Genomic DNA, 24,073 nt, shown 5'->3' on the forward strand with positions numbered 1-24,073 from the left:
ATAAGTCGTTTGCGCTAACACCATATGTTTACGCTAACACCCTATCAATAAACGCTTTTCCAGAATCATTTACCCCCCTATACGCATCGCCAACGGCGGCTGGTCCGCGTGCGAACACAGGGAACGCAAAACATGCCAATCACACTGGGAATCAACGGCTTTGGCCGCATCGGTCGCTGCACCTTGGCCCATATCGCCGAGGCCGCCCGCAATGACGTGCGCGTGGTCAAAATCAACGCCACCGGCCCGATTGAAACCAACGCCCACTTGCTGCGGTATGACAGCGTGCATGGCCGGTTCGGCAATGATGTGGTGGTAGATGGTGATACGCTGGATCTGGGCCGTGGACCGATCAAGGTGTTCTCCACCTATGACCCGCAAGAACTGGACTGGGACGGGGTGGATGTGGTGCTGGAATGCACCGGCAAATTCAACGACGGTGTCAAATCCTCGGTCCATCTGGAACGCGGCGCGAAAAAGGTGCTGATCTCGGCCCCTGCCAGCAATGTGGACCGCACAATCGTTTACGGCGTAAACCACCGCGATCTGCTGGAAACCGACCGGTTGGTGTCAAACGGATCCTGCACCACCAATTGCCTTGCCCCGCTGGCCAAGGTGCTGAACGATGCCATCGGTATTGAGCGCGGCATCATGACCACAATCCACAGCTACACGGGCGATCAACCCACGCTGGACCGTCGCCACAAGGATCTGTACCGCGCCCGCGCTGCCGCCATGGCGATGATCCCCACCTCCACAGGTGCCGCCAAGGCGCTGGGGCTGGTGCTGCCGGAACTGGCGGGCAAACTGGATGGCACCGCCCTACGCGTGCCCACCCCCAATGTTTCCGCCGTTGACCTGACATTCGAGGCCAAACGGGATGTCACCGTGGCCGACGTGAACGAAATCATGGCCGAGGCCGCCGCCGGCCATATGGGTGCGGTTCTGGCCTATGATGCCGAACCCAAGGTCTCGATCGATTTCAACCACACGCCGCAATCCTCGATCTTTGCCCCTGACCAAACCAAAGTCGTGGGTGGACGCACGGTGCGGGTGCTGGCATGGTATGACAACGAATGGGGCTTTTCCTGTCGCATGGCCGATGTCGCGGCCACGATGGGGCGCTTTTTGCACTAACGTGGGGGAATAGACCCCTGATAAGGCGGGTCATGACCAATACGCTGGCAGTCATCTTTGCAGTTCTGATCATCGGTATTTTTACCGCCGATTATTTCTACTTTCACTGGGATCTGTGGCTGATCATCGGCCGGCGGCTGGGGCAAATGATTGAATATATCGCTTTTTGGCGGTGATCGGGCATTGTTCGGTTGACCTTGGACGCCATTAGGTCATGTTAACGGTAACCGCCCACGGGTGACGGTTTTCGTATGATCAATAAGGAGTCCTCCCATGACTGTAAAAGTAGCCATCAACGGCTTTGGCCGCATCGGCCGCAACATCCTGCGTGCTATCGTTGAATCCGGTCGCACCGATATCGAAGTCGTTGCGATCAACGATCTGGGACCGGTCGAAACCAATGCCCACCTGCTGCAATTCGATTCCGTGCATGGGCGTTTTCCGGTGGATGTGAAAACCACCAAGGACACGATTGATGCGGGCCGTGGACCGATAGCCGTAACCGCCATCCGCAACCCCGCTGACCTGCCCTGGTCGCATATTGATATCGTCATGGAATGCACAGGTATATTTACGGCCAAGGAAAAGGCAAAGGTGCATCTGGAAAACGGCGCAAGCCGCGTGCTGGTCTCCGCCCCTTCGGCAGGTGCCGATAAAACCATTGTTTACGGGGTAAACCACGACACCCTGACAGGCGATGATCTGATCGTCTCCAACGCATCCTGCACCACCAACTGCCTGTCACCTGTGGTCAAAACCCTGAATGACGCCATTGGCATCAACCACGGCTTTATGACCACGATCCACAGCTATACGGGTGACCAGCCCACACTGGACACCATGCACAAAGACCTCTACCGCGCCCGCGCGGCGGCGATGAGCATGATCCCCACCTCGACCGGTGCCGCCAAGGCCGTCGGTCTGGTGCTGCCCGAACTGGCCGGCAAGCTGGACGGCGTGGCGATCCGCGTGCCCACCCCGAATGTTTCCGTCGTTGACCTGACGTTTGAATCCAGCCGCGATACCACGGTTGAAGAAGTCAACGCCGCGATCAAAGCCGCCGCAGATGGCCCGCTAAAGGGTGTGCTGGGCTATACCGAGGTGCCGAATGTGTCGATCGACTTCAACCACAACCCGCATTCGTCGATCTTCCACATGGATCAAACCAAGGTCACCGCAGGCAATATGGTCCGCATTCTGACGTGGTATGACAATGAGTGGGGGTTCAGCAACCGCATGTCCGATACCGCCATCGAAATGGCCAAATATATCTAAGCTCCAACGACCGCCCGCGCCTAAATCCGGTGCGCGGGCGGGGTTTATCAGGCGAATTTCGCTTTCAGCGCCTTTTCCACATCCGGCGTGACAAATTTGGAAATATCCCCGCCCAATCGTGCAATTTCCTTTACCAGCTTGCTTGCAATCGCCTGATGCTTGGCATCCGCCATCAGGAACACGGTTTCAATACTATTGTCCATCGCACGATTCATCCCGACCATCTGGTATTCATATTCGAAATCCGCCACCGCCCGCAGGCCGCGAATGATGATCTGCGCGCCAACATCGCGGGCACAATCAATCAGCAGGTTTTCAAACGGATGCACCACAATCTGGCAGCCGGTTTCCTTTGACAGTCTGGTACATTCGGCTTCAACCATCGCAACGCGTTCTTCCAGTGTGAACATCGGTCCCTTGTCGCGGTTGATGGCAACGCCAATTACCAGCCGGTCCACCAATGCGGCTCCACGGCGAATAATATCAACATGGCCCATCGTGATCGGATCAAAGGTCCCCGGATAAAGTGCAATGCGCATGGTCTGCCCCCTTAGCTTTGGCCGCACGCAACAATATTGCGCGGCCGATTGCAAGCAGAATACCACCCGCCCCTTCTTCTTTTTCTAAATACCTGCGCCGCAGGCATCAGGCGAGCCCCGAAAGGGGCGAGCCTTGGGCGACGCGCATCAGCGCGGCGCAACCATCTCAATGCCCCATAATCATCCCTTCAAGCGCCTTCTTCTCCATCGAAAGCTCGCTCAAACGCGCCTTGACCACGTCGCCAATGGTAATAAGCCCCACCATTTCACCATCGCGGATCACCGGCATATGGCGGAACCGCCCTTCGGTCATCTTCTTCAAAACATCATCAGCCCGCTCGTTGCAATTACAAGTGACAAGGTTTCGGGTCATCATATCATCAACATTGTCGGACAAACAAACCGCCCCCCGTTTGCCCAACTCGCGCACAATATCACGCTCGGACAAGATCCCTTCTGCCGTTTTCCCCGTCGCCGACACCACAACCGAGCCAATCCGGTTATTCGACAATACCGAAGCCGCATCCGCCACGCTGGTGCCCGGTTTGATGGTAATAACCCCCTCGGTTGCCTTGGATTTCAGGATTTGTTGAACTAGCATCGGCGTCTCCTTCATAGGTTTCATGATGCCTGTAGGGTCCTCTGCCTGCGACAATCTGTCAAGTCGCGCGTTTTGCCTGCCCTTCCAGCAGCGCAACTTCCCGCCGAACACCTGTGATAAAACTCTCGGCAAAGCGGTTCAGGCGTTCGACCCGTTTGTCATCAAGATGCCGCACCAGATAAAAGGTTCGCGTCAGAGAAACCATGTCAGGCAACACACGCCGGATGTCGGGCAGCGTTGGCATACAAAAATCATGCACAATCGCCAGCCCCGCCCCCTGCCGCACCCAGTTCACCTGCACCGCCACCGAATTTGATGCCAGTGATACGTGGTCAACTCCGGTCTCCGCCAGATAATCCACTTCTTTGTCGAAAATCATATCGGGGATATAGCCGATGATCCGGTGCCCCTTCAGATCCTTCAGCTTACGAATGGGCGCATGACTGTCCAGATAACCCTGTGTCGCCGCCAGATGCAGTTTATAATCGGTAATTTTCTGCGCCATCAACCGCCCTGCCGTGGGGCGTGACAGGGTGATCGCCATATCGGCCTCGCGTTTGGACAGGTTGAACACGCGGGGCAAGGCGACGATCTGCACCTCCAGCCCCGGGTTTTCATCGCAAATCGCCGCGCACACTTGCGGCAGCAGATAGTTGGCCGACCCATCCGGCGCCCCGATCCGCACCACACCACTTAACTGCCCCGCTTGTCCGTGCAATTCCTCGGCCCCCTGCGCCAGCGCGGTTTCGGCGCGTGTGGCATGGACCAACAACCGCTCGCCCTCGCCATTCAGAACATAGCCCTGCACCGATTTGGCAAACAGCGCCGCGCCCAGCTTATCCTCGAGCCGGGCAATCCGCCGCCCCACGGTGGCGGGGTCCAGTTTCAGCGCCTTTCCGGCTTTGTACAGACTCTCGGCCCGCGCCACCGCCAGAAACACCCGCATATCATCCCAGTCAAACGCCATATCCATACCTGTATTGTTGCAAAGCCCCTTTGGGAAACTGCCCCTTTTCATGGCATTTTTGCAAGGCTAAACTGCCTCCAACCAAAAACCCATAATACCTCGGAGGATTCGAATATGGATATCGGACATTTTATCAACGGCAAGATGGTCAAAGGCACATCGGGCCAGCAAGGCGACATCATGAACCCCGCGACCGGCGAAGTTCAGTATAAAGTCGATCTTGCTTCGGCTGCCGAAATGAATGCCGCGATCGAAGCTGCGGCGGCGGCTCAACCGGCATGGGGTGCCAAGAACCCGCAGGTGCGCGGCCGTGTGATGATGGCTATGGTTGGTCTGCTGAACCGCGATATGGATAAATTGGCCGAGGCACTGTCCCGCGAACACGGTAAAACCATTCCAGATGCCAAAGGCGACGTTCAGCGTGGTCTGGAAGTTGTGGAATATTGCATTGGTGCCGCCGAGCTGCTGAAAGGCGAATACACCGTTGGGGCCGGCACCGGCATTGATATGTATTCCATGCGTCAGCCGCTGGGTGTTGTTGGCTCGATCATGCCGTTCAACTTTCCGGCCATGATGCCGCTTTGGCATATTGCCCCTGCTCTGGCCTGCGGTAACTCGGTTGTGCTGAAACCCTCCGAGCGTGACCCGTCGGTTCCGATGATGCTGGCCGCCCTGTTTGTAGAAGCGGGCCTTCCCGAAGGTGTTTTCCAGGTTGTGAACGGCAAAAACGAAGCCGTTGATGCGCTGCTGGACAATGACATTGTTCAAGGTATTTCCTTTGTAGGATCAACCCCTGTCGCGAAATACATCTACAGCCGCGCCACAGCCAACGGCAAACGCGCACAATGCTTTGGTGGCGCGAAAAACCACATGGTCATTATGCCGGACGCCGACATGGATCAGGCTGCCGACGCCATTGTCGGGGCTGGTTTCGGCGCCGCGGGCGAGCGCTGCATGGCGATTTCGGTTGCTGTGCCTGTGGGTGAAGGCACGGCTGACCGCCTGCTGGAAAAACTGGTGCCACGGGTGGAAAAGCTGCGCGTTGCCCCCTACACCGACGGTGATGATGTAGATTATGGCCCGGTTGTTTCGGCCGAAGCCAAAGAACGTATTCTGGGTCTGATCCAGAGCGGCGTTGATCAGGGCTCGACCCTTGTGGTGGATAACCGCGATTTCAAATTGCAGGGCTATGAAAACGGCTTTTTCGTTGGCCCGCATCTGTTTGACAATGTCACAACGGATATGGACATCTACAAGACCGAAATCTTTGGCCCTGTTGTCTGCACCGTGCGCGCCGAAACCTATGACGATGCGCTGAAAATGGTGATGGACCACGAATACGGCAACGGCACCGCTATCTTTACCCGTGACGGCGACACCGCCCGCGATTTCACATCCCGTGTGAATATCGGTATGGTTGGCGTCAATGTGCCTGTGCCGGTTCCGCTGGCCTATCACACCTTTGGCGGCTGGAAAAAATCCATGTTTGGCGATCTGAACCAGCACGGACCGGATTCGTTCAAATTCTACAGCCGGACAAAAACCGTCACATCGCGCTGGCCATCGGGCATCAAGGAAGGCGGCGAATTCCACTTCAAGGCAATCGACGATTAATCGACGGCCATCTAGAGACTGTCGCTAATGCGATTTGATGCGACATGTTCTAATGTAAAAACAATGACAGCCCTGCCGGTTTGGCGGGGCTGTTAATTAGCGGCCCTTCCCTTTCTGTTTCGCTTTCTTATTGTGCCTGGCTTTTTTGCCCGTTAGAAATATATGACCGGATCGGACCTGCTCTTGTGCGATAAAACCGATACCAAAACTATGGTGTGCACCTTTGGCTTCTTACTTTCGCATAATCCCTGAACATAACCTTGTTTATGTACGATATAGTGACACAGTGACGATCGATGACTATTTGGCGGTTGTCGAAGGTGTGCAGGATCATCCTGATTTCCAGGTTCAGTTCAAACATCTGATCGACCTGACACACCTGACAGATATCAAGCGCGAATACGTCAAGGTCATGATGGCTCAGGCGCGGATTGCGGAACTGGTGGCCAGCTCGACCTCTGACATCCTCAGCGTGGTCGTTGCGCCTACACCCATCGCGATGGAAGCCGCCTCATTGGTCATTCGGTCCTGGGACAAGCTGGACACGCCTGTTGTGCGCCGGATCGTTTCGGATATGTCCGAAGCCGAAGCCCTGCTGGGATGCAAGCAAGGCACCCTGCCTGAATTGCTAAAGCAACTCAGCTAACCCTTGCCATAATCCAAAACCCCTGCAATCCTGCCCTTACAAGAACAAAGGGGAGGATGCCATGCCGTTTCAAGAGCCGCCTTTCACCATAGGGGTCGAGGAAGAATACCTTCTGGTTGACGCCCAAACACTGGAACTGGCCCGCGCCCCGCAGGCCTTGATGGACAGTTGCATGGCCGAAATGGACGGTCAGGTCAGTCCCGAATTCCTGCAATGCCAGATCGAGGTCGGAACCAAAGTGTGCCAGACCATTGATGAGGCCCGCGAAGATCTGAAACGCCTGCGCGCCTGTATTTCCAACCACGCCGCCGATCACGGGTTGGTGCCGATCGCGGCCTCGTGCCATCCCTTTGCCGACTGGAAGGATCAACACCACACCGACAAGGATCGCTATAACGCTCTGCGTGATGATCTGGCAGGCGTGGTGCGGCGGATGCTGATTTGCGGCATGCATGTGCATGTAGGCATCGGTCAAAAAGACCTGCGCATCGACCTGATGAACCAGCTGACCTATTTCCTGCCGCACCTGCTGGCGCTGTCCACCTCGTCGCCCTTCTGGCAGGGCGATGATACCGGTCTGGCCAGTTACCGGCTGACAGTATTCGACAACCTGCCCCGCACCGGCCTGCCGCCACAACTGCGCAGCTGGGGCGAGTTTGAGCGATCGGTTCAGGCGCTGGTCGGGTTGGGCGTGATAGAGGACAGCAGCAAAATCTGGTGGGATTTGCGCCCTTCATCACGGTTTCCCACCATTGAATCAAGGATTTGCGACGTCTCCCCACGTCTGGAACATGCCCTTTCCCTTGCCGCCCTGACCCAGTGTTTAACGCGGATGCTGTGGCGGCTGGCCAAGAAAAACCAGCGCTGGCGGCTGTATGACAACTTCCTTGTGTCAGAAAACCGCTGGCGGGCGCAGCGCTATGGCACGACCGGCGGGCTGATTGATTTTGGCCGCCATGAAATTGTGCCGATGGGCGAACTGGTGCAGGAAATGGTCGATTTGCTGGCCGGAGATGCCGAGGCGTTGAACTGCACCGCCGAAATTGAAAACGCCCTTCAGATCACCAAGAACGGCAGCAGTTCCGAGCGCCAGCGCGCCACCTATCAGACGGCTATCGAGGCCGGAAAATCAACGGATGACGCCCTGCGCGATGTGGTGCGCCACCTGATCGAGGAATATCACGCCGATCTATAGGGTTCTGCTTGCAAAACTCCTGTAAGAATTGGAAATTAAACAGGCGTTCAATTCATCTGCTGCGGGGAAAACCATGGATTTTGCACTAACCGAAGAACAAACCCTGATTTTCGACATGGCCAAGGCGTTTGGCGAAGAACATATCGCCCCCTTTGCCCAGGAATGGGAAAAATCCGGCGACATCCCCAAGGACCTGTGGCCAAAACTGGCCGAACTGGGCTTTGGCGGCTTGTATGTATCCGAGGAAAACGGCGGCTCCGGCCTGACCCGTCTGGACGCAACACTGGTGTTCGAGGCGCTGTCGATGTCTTGCCCATCCGTCGCGGCCTTCCTGTCGATCCATAATATGTGTGCCGCGATGCTGGATAAATTCGCATCCCCCGAATTGCGCGAAAAATACCTGCCCCGCGCCATCGCGATGGAGTGCTTTTTCTCCTACTGCCTGACCGAACCTGCCAGCGGCTCGGACGCGGCGGCACTCAAAACCAAAGCGGTTGAAAACGACGCGGGTTATGCCCTGACCGGCACCAAGGCCTTCATTTCCGGCGGCGGTTATTCGGACGCCTATATTGTCATGGCCCGCAGCGGTGGCGACGGTCCCAAAGGCATTTCCGCCTTTGTGATTGATGATGGCACCGAGGGACTGAGTTTTGGTGGATTAGAGGAAAAGATGGGCTGGCGCAGTCAACCCACCCGTCAGGTGCAGCTGGACAATTGCCAGATACCGGCGGGCAACCTGCTGGGGGAGCTTGGCAAAGGTTTCACCTATGCAATGAAGGGTCTGGACGGGGGGCGTTTGAATATTTCCGCCTGCTCATTAGGGGGCGCACAGGCTGCGCTGACCAAAACGCTGGACTATATGGGTGAGCGCAAGGCGTTTGGTCGCCCGATTGACCAGTTTCAGGCGCTGCAATTCCGGCTGGCAGATATGGAAATCGAACTGGCCGCCGCACGGGTGTTTCTGCATCAGGCGGCATGGAAACTGGATCAGGGCGCACCGGACGCCACGAAATACTGCGCCATGGCCAAGAAATTCGTCACCGAGGCCGGCAGCCGTATCGTAAACCAGTGCCTGCAACTGCATGGCGGTTACGGCTATCTGGCGGATTACGGCATCGAAAAGCTGGTGCGTGATTTGCGGGTGCATGAAATCCTTGAGGGCACCAATGAAATAATGCGCATGATCACGGCGCGGCAAATGCTGGCAGGGCGCGGGTAGATGGCCGAAATCGACATTCGCAAAGACGGCAGGTTGGGGCGGATCACCCTGAACCGGCCCGAGGCGCTGAATGCGCTGACCTACGAAATGTGCCTTGAGATTGAAAAGGCGCTGGATGCGTGGCGCGAGGATGACGACGTTAAAATGCTGCTGATTGATGCGGCCGGTGATCGGGCGTTTTGCGCGGGCGGCGACATTGCCGAAATGTATGCCAGCGGCAAACGCGGCGATTATGAATACGGGCGCAGGTTCTGGCGCGATGAATACCGGATGAACGCCAAACTGTTCGAATTCCCCAAACCCGTGGCCAGCCTGATGCAGGGCTTTACCATGGGCGGCGGCGTCGGCGTGGGCTGTCACGGCAGCCATCGGATTGTCGGCGAAAGCAGCCAAATTGCCATGCCGGAATGTGGCATTGGTCTGGTGCCGGATGTGGGCGGCTCGCTGATACTGGCCCGCGCGCCCGGACGGCTGGGCGAATATATCGGCACCACCGGCGCACGGCTGGGGGCGGATGATGCGATTTATGCGGGCTTTGCCGATTACTATATCCCCGAATCCGACTGGCCCGCATTAACCGCGGTGCTGGTGGAAAGCGGAGATTGGACCCTGATTGATCAGGCCGCCCAAACCGCAGTCGAGGGGCGCCTGAAAGGGCAAGAGGCCGAGATCAACAAACATTTTGGCGGCGAATCGCTGGGCGACATTCTGCGCTCCCTTCAGTCCGAGGACACCGATTTCACCTCAGCCGCGCTGCGCTCATTAGGGCGCAACGCGCCTTTGTCGATGGGCTGTACGGTGGAAATGGTGCACCGTTTGCGCGGCACCGACGACATCCGCCGCGCGCTGGATCTGGAATACCGCTATACCTTCCGGTCAATGGAGCACGCCGATTTCATCGAGGGCATCCGCGCCGCGATCATTGACAAGGATCGCAAGCCGGAATGGAAACACAAATTGGGTGACCCGATTGATGCGGACGTCACGAAAATGCTACTGCCGCTAGGGGCGGATGCGCTGAAACTTTAAGGGAGAAACGAAATGAAAGTCGGATTTATTGGCCTTGGCAACATGGGCGCCCCGATGGCGGAAAACCTGGCCAAGGCAGGCCATGATGTCACGGGGTTTGATGTGCAGGCCCCCTGCCCCGATGGTGTTAGCAAAGCCGCGAGTGCCGCCGAGGCCGCCAAAGGGCAGGACGTGGTGATCACCATGTTGCCCAACGGCGCGATTCTGCGATCCGTCGCGGATGAGATCATCCCTGCAATGGACAAGGGTGCGGTGTTTCTGGACTGCTCGACCGTAGACGTGGAAAGTGCCCGCGCGGTGGCCGAACAGGCCCAAGCCGCCGGCGTTATGGCGGTGGATGCGCCGGTTTCCGGTGGTGTTGGCGGGGCGGCCGGTGGCACGCTGACCTTTATGGCCGGTGGCAGTGAAGAAGCCTTTGCCAAGGTGAACCCGCTGTTTGATGTGATGGGCCAAAAGGCTGTGCATTGCGGCGATTCCGGTGCGGGCCAATCGGCAAAAATCTGTAACAACATGATCCTTGGCGTCACCATGATCGCCACCTGCGAAGCCTTTGCACTGGCCGACAAGCTGGGGCTGGACCGTCAGAAAATGTTCGACGTGGTCAGCACCTCGTCCGGTTATAGCTGGACCATGAACGCCTATTGCCCCGCCCCCGGTGTCGGCCCCGCATCCCCAGCCGATAATGACTATCAGCCGGGTTTTGCCGCCGAACTGATGCTGAAAGATCTGCGCCTGAGCCAACAGGCTGCCGAAGCAGTGGACGCGGACACGCCGATGGGGCATTCTGCAACGGATCTGTATGAACAGTTCGTTGAACAGGAAGGCGGAAAAGGAATGGACTTTAGCGCAATGCTCCCCCGTTTTGAAAAACGCCATCGCGGGTGATGGGCTGGGTGAATGAGGCGCCGGACCTTGCCGGTCTGGACGCCCAAACCACGACCCGTCTGAATACGCTAACGCCAATGGATGTCCCCAAAGGGGCCATCCTGTTTTCGCCCGGCGAATCCGTCAAAGGCTATGTTGTGGTGCTTTCAGGCAAGGTCAATGTATCGCTGACCGGCGCGACGGGGCGCGAAATTCTGCTTTACGAAGTCGCGCCGGGTAGTGTCGCGAGTTTGGTGGAAATTCGAGGACGGCGTAATCTCCGGGTGCATCGAAGCCACCCAACCGGCGGCTGGAACCGCCAAGGAGATCACGCCATGACAAAGAATACAGCAACATCGACATCCGCGCTACTGGCCAATGAAGCAGGCTATGACCCGATTGAAGACCGGCTGCGCCAGAACATCCGCGCGACGATCGAGGCGGTTTTCGAAGAGGAGCTGGAGCAGTTTCTGGGCCGTTGCCGGTATGGCCGCAGCGGCGGGGCAAAGGCCGGATACCGCCACGGGCATCGCGAGCGGCAACTGGTCGGAACATTTGGAACCGAAACGGTGCGCGTGCCGCGTGCGCGGATCACAGGCGAGGCCGGCAAGGCCAGAGAATGGCGCTCGAAGGCATTGCCCCGCTACCAGCGGCTGACGAAGAAGGCCGAGGCGCTGATCGCTGCTGTCTACCTTTCGGGCACCAACACACGGCGGGTAAAACGCGCCCTGTTCGGCCTGTTTCAGGGGGCGGTCAGCAAGGATGTGGTGAGCCGCGCCTGGCGCAAGGTGAAGGTGGACTGGCAGGCGTGGTGCGCCCGCAGCCTTGCGGATGAAGACATCGTGCGGCTGATCCTGGACGGCACCGTGATCAAAACGCGGATTGACAGGAAGGCCACCAATATCTCGGTTCTGGCCGCGATTGGCGTGCGCCGGGATGGGCAGAAGGTCTTGTTATCACTGATGAACATGGGCGGCGAAAGCACCTCCGCCTGGCGTCAGTTCATCAACGATCTGGATGCGCGCGGGTTGAAACGGCCCGAATTTGTCATCGTGGACGGGGCACCGGGACTTGAGGTCGCTCTCATTGCCCTCTGGGGTGAAGATCTGCCGATCCAGAGGTGCACGGTGCACAAGCACCGCAACCTTCTGGCCAAGGCACCCAAGCGTATGCATGATGAGTTGACAGAAGATTACCGCGACATGATCTACGCCAAAACACCCGAGGAAATCGCCACCCGCCGCAAGGCATTTCTGCGAAAATGGCGGCTGAAATGCAAGGCCGTCGCTGACAGCTTGGAAGAAGCAGGAGATAAGCTTTTCACCTTCACGCGTCTGCCACAAGGCCAGTGGAAATCGGCCAGAACGACAAATGCGATCGAACGCCTGAACGAGGAATTCCGCCGCCGCATCAAGACCCAGACCGTGCTGCCATGCGCCGAGACCGTGCCGATGCTGCTTTGGGCTCTGATGGCCTCGGGGCAGATCGTCATGCGAAAGGTCGATGGCTGGGAAACGCTCGCTCAGCCCGTCGCCGACGCAACCCTTGACCAAGCCGCCTGACCGGCGCATAACTCAACCCGCTCGGAGGTGCCTGAAATCAATTTCCACCACTTTCGAGACACAACCAGTCGGGATCAACCAAGGAGACTTCCCATGCTTAAGAAAAACGTAGGCAATATTGACCGTATCATCCGCTTTGTCGTGGGCGCTGCCCTGATCATCGCTTATTTTGTGATGGACAACGCCAGCCCCTGGCTGCTGATCGGGATCATCCCGCTGGCCATTAGCCTGATGTCCAGCTGCCCCGCTTATACCCTGCTGGGCCTAAATACCTGTCCGCTGAAAGACAGAAGCGAAAGCTGACGAATATGCTGCCCCGGACCTGATCCGGGGCCTCATGCGTTTAACAGAAGGCCCCGGATCAGGTCCGGGGCAGCGCCTTTACAGCATCTTTTTCAGATACTGGCCGGTGTAGCTGCGTTCAACCATTGCCACGTCCTCGGGTGTGCCAACGGCAATGATCTCACCGCCCCCGTCCCCGCCTTCGGGGCCAATGTCGATGATCCAGTCGGCGGTTTTCACCACGTCCAGATTGTGTTCGATCACCACCACCGTATTGCCCTGATCCACCAGTTCGTGCAGCACTTCCAGCAATTTGCGTACATCTTCGAAATGCAGCCCCGTGGTAGGTTCGTCCAGAATATAGAGCGTACGACCAGTCGAGCGTTTGGCCAACTCTTTGGACAGTTTCACCCGCTGGGCCTCGCCACCTGACAGCGTGGTCGCCTGCTGTCCGACCTTAATATATCCCAGCCCCACCCGCATCAGCGCATCCATCTTTTCGCGAATGCTGGGCACGGCTTTGAAAAAATCCTGTGCCTCTTCGACCGTCATATCCAGCACATCGGCAATGCTTTTGCCCTTGAAACGGATTTCCAGCGTTTCGCGGTTATACCGTTTGCCCTGACAGGTTTCGCATTGCACATAAACATCGGGCAAAAAGTGCATCTCGATCTTGATCAGCCCGTCACCCTTGCAGGCCTCGCAGCGCCCGCCCTTGACGTTGAAGGAAAACCGCCCGGGTTTATAGCCGCGGGTTTTGGATTCCGGCAGGCCGGCAAACCAGTCGCGGATCGGGGTGAAGGCGCCGGTATAGGTGGCGGGGTTGCTGCGCGGGGTGCGGCCGATGGGACGCTGGTCGATGTCGATCACCTTGTCCAGATGCTCCAGCCCTTTGATGGTTTCACAGGGCGCAGGCGTTTGCCGTGCCCCGTTCAGGCGCATGGAGGCGGTTTTGAACAGGGTTTCGATGGTCAGGGTGGATTTACCCCCACCTGAAACGCCCGTCACACAGGTGAATTTCGCCAGCGGAAATTCGGCGGTGACGGCTTTCAGGTTGTTGCCGGTTGCCTTGACCACCTTGATTTTCTTCTTGTTCCCTTTGCGCCGCAGCTTTGGCACCGCAATTTCACGCGCGCCGGTCAGGTATTGGCCGGTCAGCGAGGCCGGATCATTCGCCACCTGATCAGGCGTGCCTTGCGATACGATCTGGCCGCCATGCACACCGGCACCGGGGCCGATATCAAACACATAATCGGCAGAGCGGATCGCCTCTTCGTCGTGTTCCACCACGATCACCGTATTGCCCTGATCGCGCAGGTTTTTCAGGGTCTGGAGCAAGCGGCCATTGTCGCGCTGGTGCAAGCCGATGGATGGTTCATCCAGCACATATAAAACACCGGTCAAGCCCGAGCCAATCTGGCTGGCCAGCCGAATCCGCTGACTTTCCCCGCCCGACAGGGTGCCGGAATTGCGGCTGAGGGTCAGGTAATCCAGCCCGACATTGTTCAGAAACCCCAACCGCTCGATAATCTCTTTCAGAATGGCGCGGGCGATTTCGTTCTTTTGTGCCGACAGGTGATTGGGCACGTCCGAAAACCAGTCCAGCGCCTCTTTGATTGACATCTGCACCACCTGCCCCGCGTGCAAGCCGTTTATTTTAACGGCCAATGCCTCGGGTCGCAACCGGTACCCCTCGCAGGTCGCACAAGGGCGGTTGTTCTGGTAACGCTCGAATTCCTCGCGAATCCAGTTGGAATCGGTTTCGCGATAGCGGCGTTCCATGTTCGGGATCACGCCTTCGAACGCGCGGTTGACCTCGTAAATGCGCCCGCCTTCGTCGTAGCGGAATTTGATCTGCTCATCGCCCGAGCCATAGAGGAATACCTGCTGGATGTGTTTCGGCAGATCCTTCCAGGGGGTGTTTTTGTCAAATTCGTAGTGCCGCGCGATGGATTCGATGGTTTGCAGGAAATAAGGCGATTTTCCCTTGCGCCACGGGGCCAGCGCGCCGTTATAGAGCGTCAGGGTTTTGTCCGGCACCACAAGCTGTTCGTCGAAAAACAGCTCCACCCCCAGCCCGTCGCAATCGGGACAGGCACCAAAGGGGGCGTTGAAGGAAAACAGGCGCGGCTCGATTTCGGGGATGGTGAAACCTGATACAGGGCAGGCGAATTTTTCGCTAAAAACGTGGCGCTCGGGTTCATCGCTGGCGGTTTCCAGAATGGCGATGCCATCGGCCAGATCAAGGGCGGTGCGTAAGGAATCGGCCAGCCGCGTTTCCATGCCCTCGCGGATCACGATACGGTCGACCACCACGTCGATGTCATGGCGAAATTTCTTGTCCAGCGTGGGTGGTTCGTCCAGCTCGTAGAACGTGCCGTCCACCTTGACACGCTGAAAGCCGGCTTTGCGCAACTCGATGAATTCCTTGCGGTATTCGCCTTTGCGGTCGCGCACGATCGGGGCCAGAAGATAGGCGCGCGTGCCCTCCTCCATCGCCATGATGCGGTCGACCATATCCTGCACCTGCTGGGCCTCGATCGGCTTGCCGGTGGCGGGGCTGTAGGGGGTGCCAACGCGGGCGAACAGCAGGCGCAGATAGTCGTAAATCTCGGTCACGGTGCCGACGGTGGAACGGGGGTTTTTGCTGGTGGTTTTCTGTTCAATCGAAATCGCGGGCGACAGGCCGGAAATATGGTCCACATCCGGTTTTTCCATCATATCCAGAAACTGGCGCGCATAGGCCGACAGCGATTCAACATAGCGGCGCTGGCCCTCGGCATAAATCGTATCAAAGGCCAGGGACGATTTGCCAGACCCCGACAGGCCGGTGATCACCACCAGTTCATAGCGCGGAATATCCACGTCAATGTTCTTCAGATTATGCTCGCGCGCTCCGCGCACTTCGATGTTTTTCTGCTCGGCCATGACTCACCCGTTCACCAATTGTTAAGGGTTAGAGCAAAATGCACAGAAGGCCAATGAAAAAGCAAGAACAAAGACGGAACAACGCCGAAGGAATGGAATTCCATACTACCTTTACCTTGGGTAATCTGATTACCATCGGGTCAAAGATCAAATTCACAGTGGAATCACACCATGCTCAAGCATATTTTTGCCGCCCTTCTTTGCCTTCTTCCCTTTTTCGCCCAAGCACAGGAAAATCCCCGTGCCATTCTGGTGCTGGATGCGTCCGGTTCAATGTGGGGACAAATTGACGGTAAGGCAAAGATTACCATTGCGCAGGATGTGATCGGCAAATTGCTGGCCACCCTGCCCGAGGATCAGGAACTTGGCCTGACGGTATACGGCCACCGCCGCAAGGGTGATTGCAGCGATATCGAAACCGTGATCCAGCCCGGAACCGGCACCCGCGATGCGATCGCCGCTGCTGTGAACGCGATCAAGCCCAAGGGCAAAACGCCGCTGTCCGCCGCTGTGATTCAGGCCGCCGAGGCGCTGAAATACACCGAGGAAAAAGCCACCGTCATTCTGATATCGGATGGCCGCGAGACCTGCGAATTGAACCCCTGCGAAGTGGGCCGCAAGCTGGAAGAAGCGGGCATTGATTTCACCGCGCATGTGATCGGGTTTGATGTTTCCAACCCGCAAGACAAGGCCGAATTACAGTGCCTTGCCGAAGAAACCGGCGGCACATTCCGCACCGCCAGCAACGCGGCTGAACTGGCCGATGCGTTGCAGGTCGTGGCCGAACCCAAACCCGTTGGCATCGGTTTTGGTGTTGTGGAAAAGGGCACTGACAAGATTATTCAGGACCAGTTGATCTGGACCCTGACCTATGAGGGCCAGACCCTTATCGACACACAGCCGCATGAAAATTCATTCGGGATGGAATTTCTGCCCGGCAAGGGCCACGTCGAGGTCTTGCGCCCCGAGGACGAAGCCTATGCAGAACTGGATTTCACCGTCGCGGACAAGGCACAGAAAGTCTATCTGGAATTGCCCAAACTGCTGCCGCAAGCCTCGATTGACGCGCCGGACAAGGCCACCGCCGGTAGCGAGATCACCGTGAACTGGAGCGGCCCCAACAAATCCGGCGATGTGATTGCGCTTGCCAATCCACAGGATGGCACAGCCGAAGGCGTCGCGAACGTAAACATCTATTTCTATGTTGACCAGAATGCCAACAACACCGCGCAGATGCGGCTTCCGACCACCCCCGGTATTTACGAGCTACGCTATCAGACCTCGACAGGGAACGGCGATATCCTGGCGCGCAAGACGATCAAGGTCACCGAATTTACCTTTGACATAACTGCCCCTGACAAAGTGTCGGTCGGGACCGCTTTCGATGTGGAATGGAAATCGCCCACCAACAAGGGCTATATCATTACGATGGCCAAACCCGGCGACAGTTCGAACGATCACGTCGCCTATCTTTACGCCGACCAATACCCCGACACCAAGGCAACAATGACCGCCTCCACCAAACCCGGCACCTATGAGGTACGGCTTCAGGACGCCCTTGTGCACGCCAATATTCTGGCCCGTCACAGCATTGAGGTTAGCGAAGTCGAAGCCAGCCTGATTGCCAAAGACCAAGTCGAAGTGGGTGAAACCTTCAAGGTTGTCTGGAAAGGCCCGAACAAACAGATCAGCGGCGGCGGTGATTATATCGCGATTTCCGAAGTCGGCAGCAAGGCCAGTTCGGAAATCACATATGCCTACACCAAGGACAGCGAAAACATGACGGTTGAACTGGTTGCACCGGTCCACCCCGGCACCTACGAGGTGCGTTATGTGCTGAACGGCGATAACAACCGCGTGCTTGCTAAACAGGAACTGGTGGTGACACCGGTGACGGCCACAGTCAATTTCCAAGGCCCCGCCACGGCTGGCGGCACGCTGGATGTTTCCTGGACAGGACCGGACAGACAGATCAGCGGCGGCGGTGATTACATCGCGCTCTCTAAACCGGGTAGCAAGGGGAACGAGGAAATCACCTATACCTATACCAAGAACAGCGAAGGCAATGTTGCCACAATCGAGGTTCCCACCACACCGGGAACCTATGAAATCCGTTACATCCTGAATGGCAGCGACAACATTATTCTGGCCACGAAAGAGGTGCAGGTTGTGCCGGTCATGGCCACGCTGACCTTTGCCAGCCCTGCCCCTGCCGGTGGCACGCTGACTGTGAAATGGGACGGGCCCGGCGGTGACGACTACCTTGCAATCGCCCAACCCGGTATGAAGGTAAGCGAGGAAGTCACCTATGCCTATCTTAGCAACAGCGATGGGGACGCCTTGGACATCAAAATCCCCACCACCCCCGGCACCTATGAAGTGCGCTACATCCAGAAGGGCAACGAGAAGAAAATCCTTGCCGCCGAACAGTTGGTGGTCGAACCGGTTAGCGCGACACTGGAATTCACCAGCCCTGCTCCTGCCGGTGGCAAGCTGGCTGTCACATGGGATGGGCCCGGTGGTGACGATTACCTTGCCATCGCCCAACCCGGTATGAAGGTGGGCGAGGAAGTGACCTATGCCTATGTCAACAACAGCGATGGCAATGTGCTAGAGGTGGACATCCCCACAACGCCAGGCACCTACGAATTGCGCTATATCCAGAAAGGCAACGAGAAGAAAATCCTTGCCGCCGAACAGTTGGTGGTCGAACCGGTCAAGGCCACGCTGGAATTCGCCAGCCCTGCCCCTGCCGGCAGCAAGCTGGTGGTCACATGGGATGGGCCCGGTGATGACGATTACCTTGCCATCGCCCAACCCGGTATGAAGGTGGGCGAAGAAGTCACATACGCTTATCTGAGCAATGGTGATGGGAACACTCTGGAAATCGACACCCCCACCACACCCGGCACTTACGAGTTGCGCTATATCCAGAAGGGTAATGAGCGTAAAATCCTTGCGGTTCAGGAACTGGTGGTCGAACCGGTCAAGGCCACGCTGGAATTCGCCAGCCCAGCCCCTGCCGGTGGCAAATTGTTGGTGACATGGGATGGTCCCGGTGGCGATGATTATATCGCGATTGCGCTTGCGGCCATGGGCGTGAACGAAGAAGAAACCTATGCCTATCTTAGCAATAGTGACGCCAACACCATCGAGATCGACATCCCGGCAGCCCCCGGCCCTTACGAGTTGCGTTATATCCAAAAGGACAATGAGCGTAAAATCCTTGCGGCCGCGCCCTTGGATGTGGTGCCTATGACCGCCAGCCTTCAGGCTGCCGATACAGCCGCCCGCGGTGATACGGTTCAGGTCACATGGGAGGGGCCGGCCCATCGCCGTGATACTATCATCATTGCCAAACCGGGGTCCGACAGCGCCGAGGCCTTTGCCAGTGTCGCCGGTGGCTCGCCTGCCACGTTATATGCGCCGATGGTCGCAGGGGATTACGAGATCCGCTATATCTATGGCCCGCTGAACAAGGTGCTGGCCACCATCCCGCTGAAGGTGGAGTAGAGAAATAAAACAAGGGGTGATGTAATAAATTGCCGGGGCTGACCCAGATAACTACTTCAAGTAACGCTTAACCCATTGTCTTAGCTGCAATAACTGAGCTGAAGGGTCACTGTTGTTGAAACGCCACTCGCATTCCTTCAAATATAGCCCAAATTGGGCCTTGGGGACACCGTTAAATCGGCGCATGTGGCGCTTGGCTTGGTTCCAGAAATTCTCGATGCCATTGATGTGGTTGTGACGGTCTGCAAAGAGCTTGGAATGGTTGATGCGAAAGTGGTGGAAGTCTGACACATCCAGCACATTATAACCGCGCCAACAATCGGAATAGACGATGGAATCCGGCACGACTTTGCGCTCTATGATCGGGATCAGAGTGGCGGATTTGGCGTCCGGGATGATCTTGGTGTAAACCTTCCCACCCCTTTTTAATATACCAAAAACGGGAATTTTACCTGCCGCACCACGCCCGCGTTTACCTTTGCGTTTGCCGCCAAAGTAGCTTTCGTCCACTTCTATTTCTCCGCCGAACATAGCTTGGCTTTCCGCCTCCAGCTCATAGGCGATTATCTCGCGCAGGCGTAGAAAATAAAACGCTGCGGTCTTGCGGTTTACACCACACAAACTGGCTGCTGTTCGTGCTGTCGATCCCGAAACAAAATGCTCCGTAAGACGGTCTTGCTTGTAGTGGCTCAGGCGACTCTTTCTCATGCTTCCCATCATAACCTCTTTTTAGGTTATCTGGGTCAGCCCCTAATTGCCCCTTGTTATATTCCGTTTGCTGAATATATATAGCGGCCAACAGTAATTCCATTCCAAACGGGACAGGACAAACCATGTTTAACCTTTTCAACCACGCCGCCGGGCCGCAGCTTTCGATGACCGATGCGATTCAGCAGGTGGCTGACGGGGAAATGATACTGTTTGATGTGCGTGACGCAAACGAGTTGGCCCAGACCGGCAAGGCCGAAGGGGCGATCCACCTGCCGCTGGTTTCGTTCCAGATGAAAACCGATCCGCGCAGCCCCGAAGTGCTGCCGGAACTGGATGTAAACAAGCCAGTCGGCATCTATTGCGCCACCGGCGCACGCTCGGGCATGGCTGTGCGTGCAATGCAGCAAATGGGCTATCAGACCGTGCATAATCTGGGTGGCCTGGGCAATTGGGCCAACGCAGGCGGCAAAATCGTTCGCGCCTGATTTCGCCCTGAATATACCGTGAAATAGGCGGCCCTTTGGGGCTGCCTTTGTTACATGTGGATCACACGCCCGTAGGCATCCAGCACGCTTTCGTGCATCATTTCGCTTAGGGTCGGGTGCGGAAATACGGTGCGGATCAAGTCTTCTTCGGTGGTTTCCAGCTGCCGTCCGATTACATACCCTTGGATAAGTTCCGTCACCTCGGCCCCGACCATATGCGCCCCCAGCAATTCGCCGGTTTTGGCATCAAAGACGGTTTTAACCATCCCCTCGGCCTCGCCCAGGGCAATCGCCTTGCCGTTGCCGATATAGGGAAAACGCCCGACCTTGATGTCATACCCCAGCTCTTTGGCCTTGGCCTCGGTATAGCCCACAGATGCCACTTGCGGCGTGCAATATGTGCAACCGGCAATGCTTTCGGGACGCACCGCATGCGGTTTTTGACCCGCAATCAGTTCCGCCACCATCACCCCTTCATGGCTGGCCTTATGCGCCAACCAGGGCGGGGCAGCGATGTCGCCAATCGCGAACAGACCATCCACACCGGTGCGGCAATATTCATCCACCACCACATGGCTGCGGTCCAGTTTCACACCCAGCGCTTCCAGCCCCAGATTTTCGACATTGCCGACAATCCCGACCGCGGAAATCACCGTGTCAAAGTCATGCTTTTCAATCTTGCCGCCGACCTCGATATGCGCGGTCACCTTGCCCTTGGCACGATCCAGCTTCTTGACCATGGCTTTTTCCATGATCTTCATGCCCTGTTTCACAAACTGCTTTTTCGCAAATTTGGAAATCTCGGCATCCTCGACCGGCAACACGCGGTCCATCACCTCGACCACGGTGGTTTCCGCGCCCAGAGTGTTATAGAAACTGGCAAATTCGATGCCAATCGCACCCGATCCGATCACCAGCAGCTTTTTGGGCATATGCGGCGGGTTCAGCGCGTGTTTATAGGTCCAGACCTGCTTGCCATCCGCCTCAAGCCCCGGCAATTCCCGCGCCCGCGCACCGGTGGCCAGAATGATGTTTTTCGCTGCCAGTTCCTGCACACCCTTGTCGGTTTTCACCGAAACGCGGCCCTTGGCCGGCAGGGTGGCGGTGCCCATCACCACGGTGATCTTGTTCTTTTTCATCAGATGACCAATGCCCGAGGACAACTGCCCCGCCACATCGCGCGAGCGTTTCACCACCGCCTTCAGGTCAAAGCCGGTCTTTTGCGCCGACAGCCCGAATTCTCCGGCCCGCTGCATCAGGTGATAAACCTCGCTGGAGCGCAACAGCGCCTTGGTGGGGATACAGCCCCAGTTCAGGCAGATACCGCCCAGATGCTCGCGTTCGACAATGGCCACCTTTTGCCCCAACTGCGCTGCCCTAATGGCGGCGACATAGCCCCCCGGCCCTGCGCCAACAACAATCACATCATAGGTTTCCGATTTCGCATTTGCGGGCATCTGCATCTCTCCGGCTGATAAACTAGTTTGATATTAAACTATCCAGAACACAGCATCAATGCGCAGCTTTTGAAACCCCCTGAAAAGGGTCCAAGTAATTGCAATTAATGGAAATTATATCAGGTTTGAATAGCCTGGATCACTGTACCATAGCCGCCCTGATCCAGAAATGCCACCTCGGGTGCGGTATCACGGCGGTCCAGAACTTCGTTACGGTAAGGGAATCGCCCGAACCGGCGGATCACTTCGCGATGTGCTTTGGCATGCCGCAAGTTGGATTCCCCGCTATCCGGCATCCGCGTTTTCATCAGGCGCACACAGCGTTCCTGATCGGCCAGACATTCGGAATGCATCAAGGGCAGATAAAAGAACTGCCGTTCAGGCTCGTTCACCTTCATATCCCATTTGCTATCAATCGCCTTTTTCGCTGCACAGCGTGCCATTTTATCGATGGCAAACGCCTGCCCCGAACCACGAAACATATTGCGCGGGAACTGGTCCAGCAGGATCAGATAAGACAATAATGTTGCGGGGCGCAGTTTCCAGTCGGCATAAGCACCATCGCGGGCAGCTTCCCATGCCCCCTGAAAACGACTGCGGATTTTGGTATCCAGCGCCTCGTCCATCATATACCAACCTTTTGGCCCAACCTCGTTAAGCCAGAAATCAGTCACTTCATTGGGGCTAAGCATAGGGACACTCCTATAACACATGCTTACCGGATGAATCGGACCGTTACAAAAGTTTCGCAGTTTGGCAACATTCTTTTTCATTCTTGCGCCGAATTGTTGCTCTCTTCCTCCAGTGCCGTGTCGATAAACACCTCTTGCGCCAATTCGACAGCCACGGGCGAGGCCGACGGCAGGATTGGTGAATAGCTGCCCGTGTCTTCGACCGAGGGGGCCGCGCGCTGGGTCGTCCGGTAAGCCCCGTATAACGCCAGCGAAATCAGCAAACAGGCCAGAAATACAAAAAACCCACCCGGCCCGATCATCCCCATCAACCAACCGGTGATCAGCGGGCCGGTGATCGCCCCCAGCCCGTTGATAAACACCAGCCCGCCAGCAGCGGCAGCCATGTCGTCGTGTTCCAGAAAATCATTGGTATAGGCAATCAGCAGCGCATAGAGCGGGTTGGCCATACCGCCGACGATAAAGGACGTGACCAGCAGCAAGGCAAACTGGCTTTGAAACAGATACGCCAACACCGCCGCCACACCGCCAACAACGGAAATCCCTATGATCAGAACGCGGCGATCCATCCGGTCCGAGACCCAACCTATCGGGAACTGCCACAGCAACGCGCCAATTGTCATTGCAGAAATGAACATCGAAATCTGCCCCAGCGTAAACCCCGCCAAGGATCCGTAAACTGATGCCATGCCGAATTGCGCCGAAAATACCCCGCCCAGCATGAACATGCCCACACAGCTAAGGGGCGACAGGTGGTATAATTCCCGCAGGCTCATTGGTTTGGTGGTGTCAAAGGCCGGTGTCGGGCTGATCGACAGCAGGATCGGCGCGAATGAAACCGACACCAGAACCGAGGAAATAATGAACAGTATATAGCCTGACGGATCGCCCAGCACGAACAACCCCTGCGCCGTCACCACCCCCGCCATCTGCACGATCATATAAAGCGACAGCGCCTGCCCGCGGGTTTCGTTGCTGGCCGAATGGTTCAGCCAGCTTTCAGCCGTCACATACACGCCGGAAAAGCAAAACCCGATCACCACCCGTCCCAGCGCCCAGGCCACCGGATGGGCAATGGCCGGGTACAGGATCAGCACCGCCGATATAAACGACGCAAGCGCCGCAAACACCCGCACATGCCCGACCCGCCGGATCATCATCGGTGTCATGCGCGAGCCGCCCAGAAAGCCAAGGAAATAGGCCGACATCACAATCGACATGGTGACAGTCGAAAACCCCTCGAGGTTTCCGCGCACCCCCAGCAATGTGCCTTGCAACCCGTTGCCGATCATCAGCAACAGAATACCCAGCAGCAACGCCCACGAGCTTTTCAGCACCTGTAACATAAGACTTCTCC

The 24,073-nt window shown here is 57.0% G+C and carries 21 protein-coding genes; 13 read left to right on the plus strand and 8 right to left on the minus strand.

The features are described 5' to 3' along the window. The first annotated feature begins 132 nt into the window (after nucleotides 1-132). The 3 genes from gap (ACQY4M_RS08010) (at nucleotide 133) to gap (ACQY4M_RS08020) (ending at nucleotide 2,412) form a co-directional block, all read left to right on the plus strand. Nucleotides 133-1,137 carry a type I glyceraldehyde-3-phosphate dehydrogenase gene (gap, locus tag ACQY4M_RS08010; RefSeq protein WP_428542966.1) on the plus strand — a complete coding sequence of 335 codons (1,005 nt, stop codon included), beginning with the start codon at nucleotides 133-135 and terminating at the stop codon, nucleotides 1,135-1,137. Nucleotides 1,138-1,169: 32 nt separating this feature from the next. After that, the gene (locus tag ACQY4M_RS08015) at nucleotides 1,170-1,313 is read left to right on the plus strand and encodes a hypothetical protein (protein ID WP_428542969.1); all 144 of its coding nucleotides are present in this window, start codon (nucleotides 1,170-1,172) and stop codon (nucleotides 1,311-1,313) included. 97 nt (nucleotides 1,314-1,410) lie between these two features. After that, nucleotides 1,411-2,412: a type I glyceraldehyde-3-phosphate dehydrogenase gene (gap, locus tag ACQY4M_RS08020; protein WP_428542972.1), complete on the plus strand. Its 1,002-nt coding sequence runs from the start codon at nucleotides 1,411-1,413 to the stop codon at nucleotides 2,410-2,412. 47 nt (nucleotides 2,413-2,459) lie between these two features. On the opposite strand, the gene coaD is transcribed toward gap (ACQY4M_RS08020), so the two are convergent. The 3 genes from coaD to ACQY4M_RS08035 all read right to left on the minus strand — a co-directional run bounded on the left by coaD (nucleotide 2,460) and on the right by ACQY4M_RS08035 (nucleotide 4,519). Further along, nucleotides 2,460-2,951, minus strand: a complete 492-nt coding sequence (gene coaD / locus ACQY4M_RS08025) for a pantetheine-phosphate adenylyltransferase (protein WP_428542975.1) — start codon at nucleotides 2,949-2,951, stop codon at nucleotides 2,460-2,462. Nucleotides 2,952-3,117: 166 nt separating this feature from the next. After that, nucleotides 3,118-3,552, minus strand: coding sequence for a CBS domain-containing protein (locus tag ACQY4M_RS08030; RefSeq protein WP_428542978.1), 435 nt, complete (start codon nucleotides 3,550-3,552; stop codon nucleotides 3,118-3,120). A 58-nt stretch (nucleotides 3,553-3,610) separates the two neighbouring features. Next, entirely contained in the window at nucleotides 3,611-4,519 is a 909-nt protein-coding gene (locus ACQY4M_RS08035; protein ID WP_428542981.1) for a LysR family transcriptional regulator, read from the minus strand. 114 nt (nucleotides 4,520-4,633) lie between these two features. Here ACQY4M_RS08035 and ACQY4M_RS08040 point away from each other — a divergent pair, with 114 nt between their 5' ends. The 8 genes from ACQY4M_RS08040 (at nucleotide 4,634) to ACQY4M_RS08075 (ending at nucleotide 12,951) form a co-directional block, all read left to right on the plus strand. Then, nucleotides 4,634-6,133 carry a CoA-acylating methylmalonate-semialdehyde dehydrogenase gene (locus ACQY4M_RS08040; RefSeq protein ID WP_428542984.1) on the plus strand — a complete coding sequence of 500 codons (1,500 nt, stop codon included), beginning with the start codon at nucleotides 4,634-4,636 and terminating at the stop codon, nucleotides 6,131-6,133. A 286-nt stretch (nucleotides 6,134-6,419) separates the two neighbouring features. Further along, nucleotides 6,420-6,779, plus strand: coding sequence for a hypothetical protein (locus ACQY4M_RS08045; RefSeq protein WP_428542987.1), 360 nt, complete (start codon nucleotides 6,420-6,422; stop codon nucleotides 6,777-6,779). A gap of 61 nt (nucleotides 6,780-6,840) precedes the next feature. Then, nucleotides 6,841-7,974, plus strand: coding sequence for a carboxylate-amine ligase (locus ACQY4M_RS08050; protein WP_428542990.1), 1,134 nt, complete (start codon nucleotides 6,841-6,843; stop codon nucleotides 7,972-7,974). A gap of 73 nt (nucleotides 7,975-8,047) precedes the next feature. Further along, entirely contained in the window at nucleotides 8,048-9,193 is a 1,146-nt protein-coding gene (locus ACQY4M_RS08055; RefSeq protein ID WP_428542993.1) for an acyl-CoA dehydrogenase family protein, read from the plus strand. Then, nucleotides 9,194-10,222, plus strand: coding sequence for an enoyl-CoA hydratase/isomerase family protein (locus tag ACQY4M_RS08060; RefSeq protein WP_428542996.1), 1,029 nt, complete (start codon nucleotides 9,194-9,196; stop codon nucleotides 10,220-10,222). It abuts the gene before it with no gap. A 12-nt stretch (nucleotides 10,223-10,234) separates the two neighbouring features. Then, nucleotides 10,235-11,107 (plus strand): 3-hydroxyisobutyrate dehydrogenase, encoded by an 873-nt coding sequence (gene mmsB, locus ACQY4M_RS08065; protein ID WP_428543000.1) that lies wholly within the window; start codon nucleotides 10,235-10,237, stop codon nucleotides 11,105-11,107. A 314-nt stretch (nucleotides 11,108-11,421) separates the two neighbouring features. Beyond that, the gene (locus tag ACQY4M_RS08070; protein WP_428539582.1) at nucleotides 11,422-12,648 is read left to right on the plus strand and encodes an IS256 family transposase; all 1,227 of its coding nucleotides are present in this window, start codon (nucleotides 11,422-11,424) and stop codon (nucleotides 12,646-12,648) included. A gap of 93 nt (nucleotides 12,649-12,741) precedes the next feature. Beyond that, nucleotides 12,742-12,951, plus strand: a complete 210-nt coding sequence (locus ACQY4M_RS08075; RefSeq protein ID WP_428543003.1) for a YgaP family membrane protein — start codon at nucleotides 12,742-12,744, stop codon at nucleotides 12,949-12,951. A 78-nt stretch (nucleotides 12,952-13,029) separates the two neighbouring features. Here the strand turns inward: ACQY4M_RS08075 and uvrA are convergent, their stop codons facing one another. Beyond that, a complete protein-coding gene (gene uvrA, locus ACQY4M_RS08080; RefSeq protein WP_428543006.1) occupies nucleotides 13,030-15,858 on the minus strand; it encodes an excinuclease ABC subunit UvrA in 2,829 nt (942 codons plus the stop codon). A 171-nt stretch (nucleotides 15,859-16,029) separates the two neighbouring features. Between uvrA and ACQY4M_RS08085 the strand changes: the two genes are divergently transcribed. After that, a complete protein-coding gene (locus tag ACQY4M_RS08085; RefSeq protein ID WP_428543009.1) occupies nucleotides 16,030-19,371 on the plus strand; it encodes a VWA domain-containing protein in 3,342 nt (1,113 codons plus the stop codon). Nucleotides 19,372-19,422: 51 nt separating this feature from the next. On the opposite strand, the gene ACQY4M_RS08090 is transcribed toward ACQY4M_RS08085, so the two are convergent. Continuing rightward, on the minus strand, nucleotides 19,423-20,079 hold the full coding sequence (locus ACQY4M_RS08090) for an IS1595 family transposase (protein WP_428539609.1): 657 nt from the start codon (nucleotides 20,077-20,079) through the stop codon (nucleotides 19,423-19,425). A 167-nt stretch (nucleotides 20,080-20,246) separates the two neighbouring features. Here ACQY4M_RS08090 and ACQY4M_RS08095 point away from each other — a divergent pair, with 167 nt between their 5' ends. Beyond that, nucleotides 20,247-20,567, plus strand: coding sequence for a rhodanese-like domain-containing protein (locus ACQY4M_RS08095; protein WP_428543012.1), 321 nt, complete (start codon nucleotides 20,247-20,249; stop codon nucleotides 20,565-20,567). Between the two features lie 50 nt (nucleotides 20,568-20,617). On the opposite strand, the gene lpdA is transcribed toward ACQY4M_RS08095, so the two are convergent. From lpdA to ACQY4M_RS08110, 3 genes are all read right to left on the minus strand, one after another. Then, nucleotides 20,618-22,024 (minus strand): dihydrolipoyl dehydrogenase, encoded by a 1,407-nt coding sequence (gene lpdA, locus ACQY4M_RS08100; protein WP_428544440.1) that lies wholly within the window; start codon nucleotides 22,022-22,024, stop codon nucleotides 20,618-20,620. A gap of 119 nt (nucleotides 22,025-22,143) precedes the next feature. After that, complete coding sequence (locus tag ACQY4M_RS08105; protein WP_428543015.1) at nucleotides 22,144-22,716, minus strand: DUF924 family protein; 573 nt, start codon at nucleotides 22,714-22,716, stop codon at nucleotides 22,144-22,146. A gap of 77 nt (nucleotides 22,717-22,793) precedes the next feature. After that, nucleotides 22,794-24,062 (minus strand): MFS transporter, encoded by a 1,269-nt coding sequence (locus ACQY4M_RS08110; RefSeq protein WP_428543018.1) that lies wholly within the window; start codon nucleotides 24,060-24,062, stop codon nucleotides 22,794-22,796. Nucleotides 24,063-24,073 lie beyond the last annotated feature (11 nt).

Origin of the sequence: Profundibacter sp. (assembly GCF_965277155.1) — a bacterium.
Lineage (GTDB): Bacteria > Pseudomonadota > Alphaproteobacteria > Rhodobacterales > Rhodobacteraceae > Profundibacter.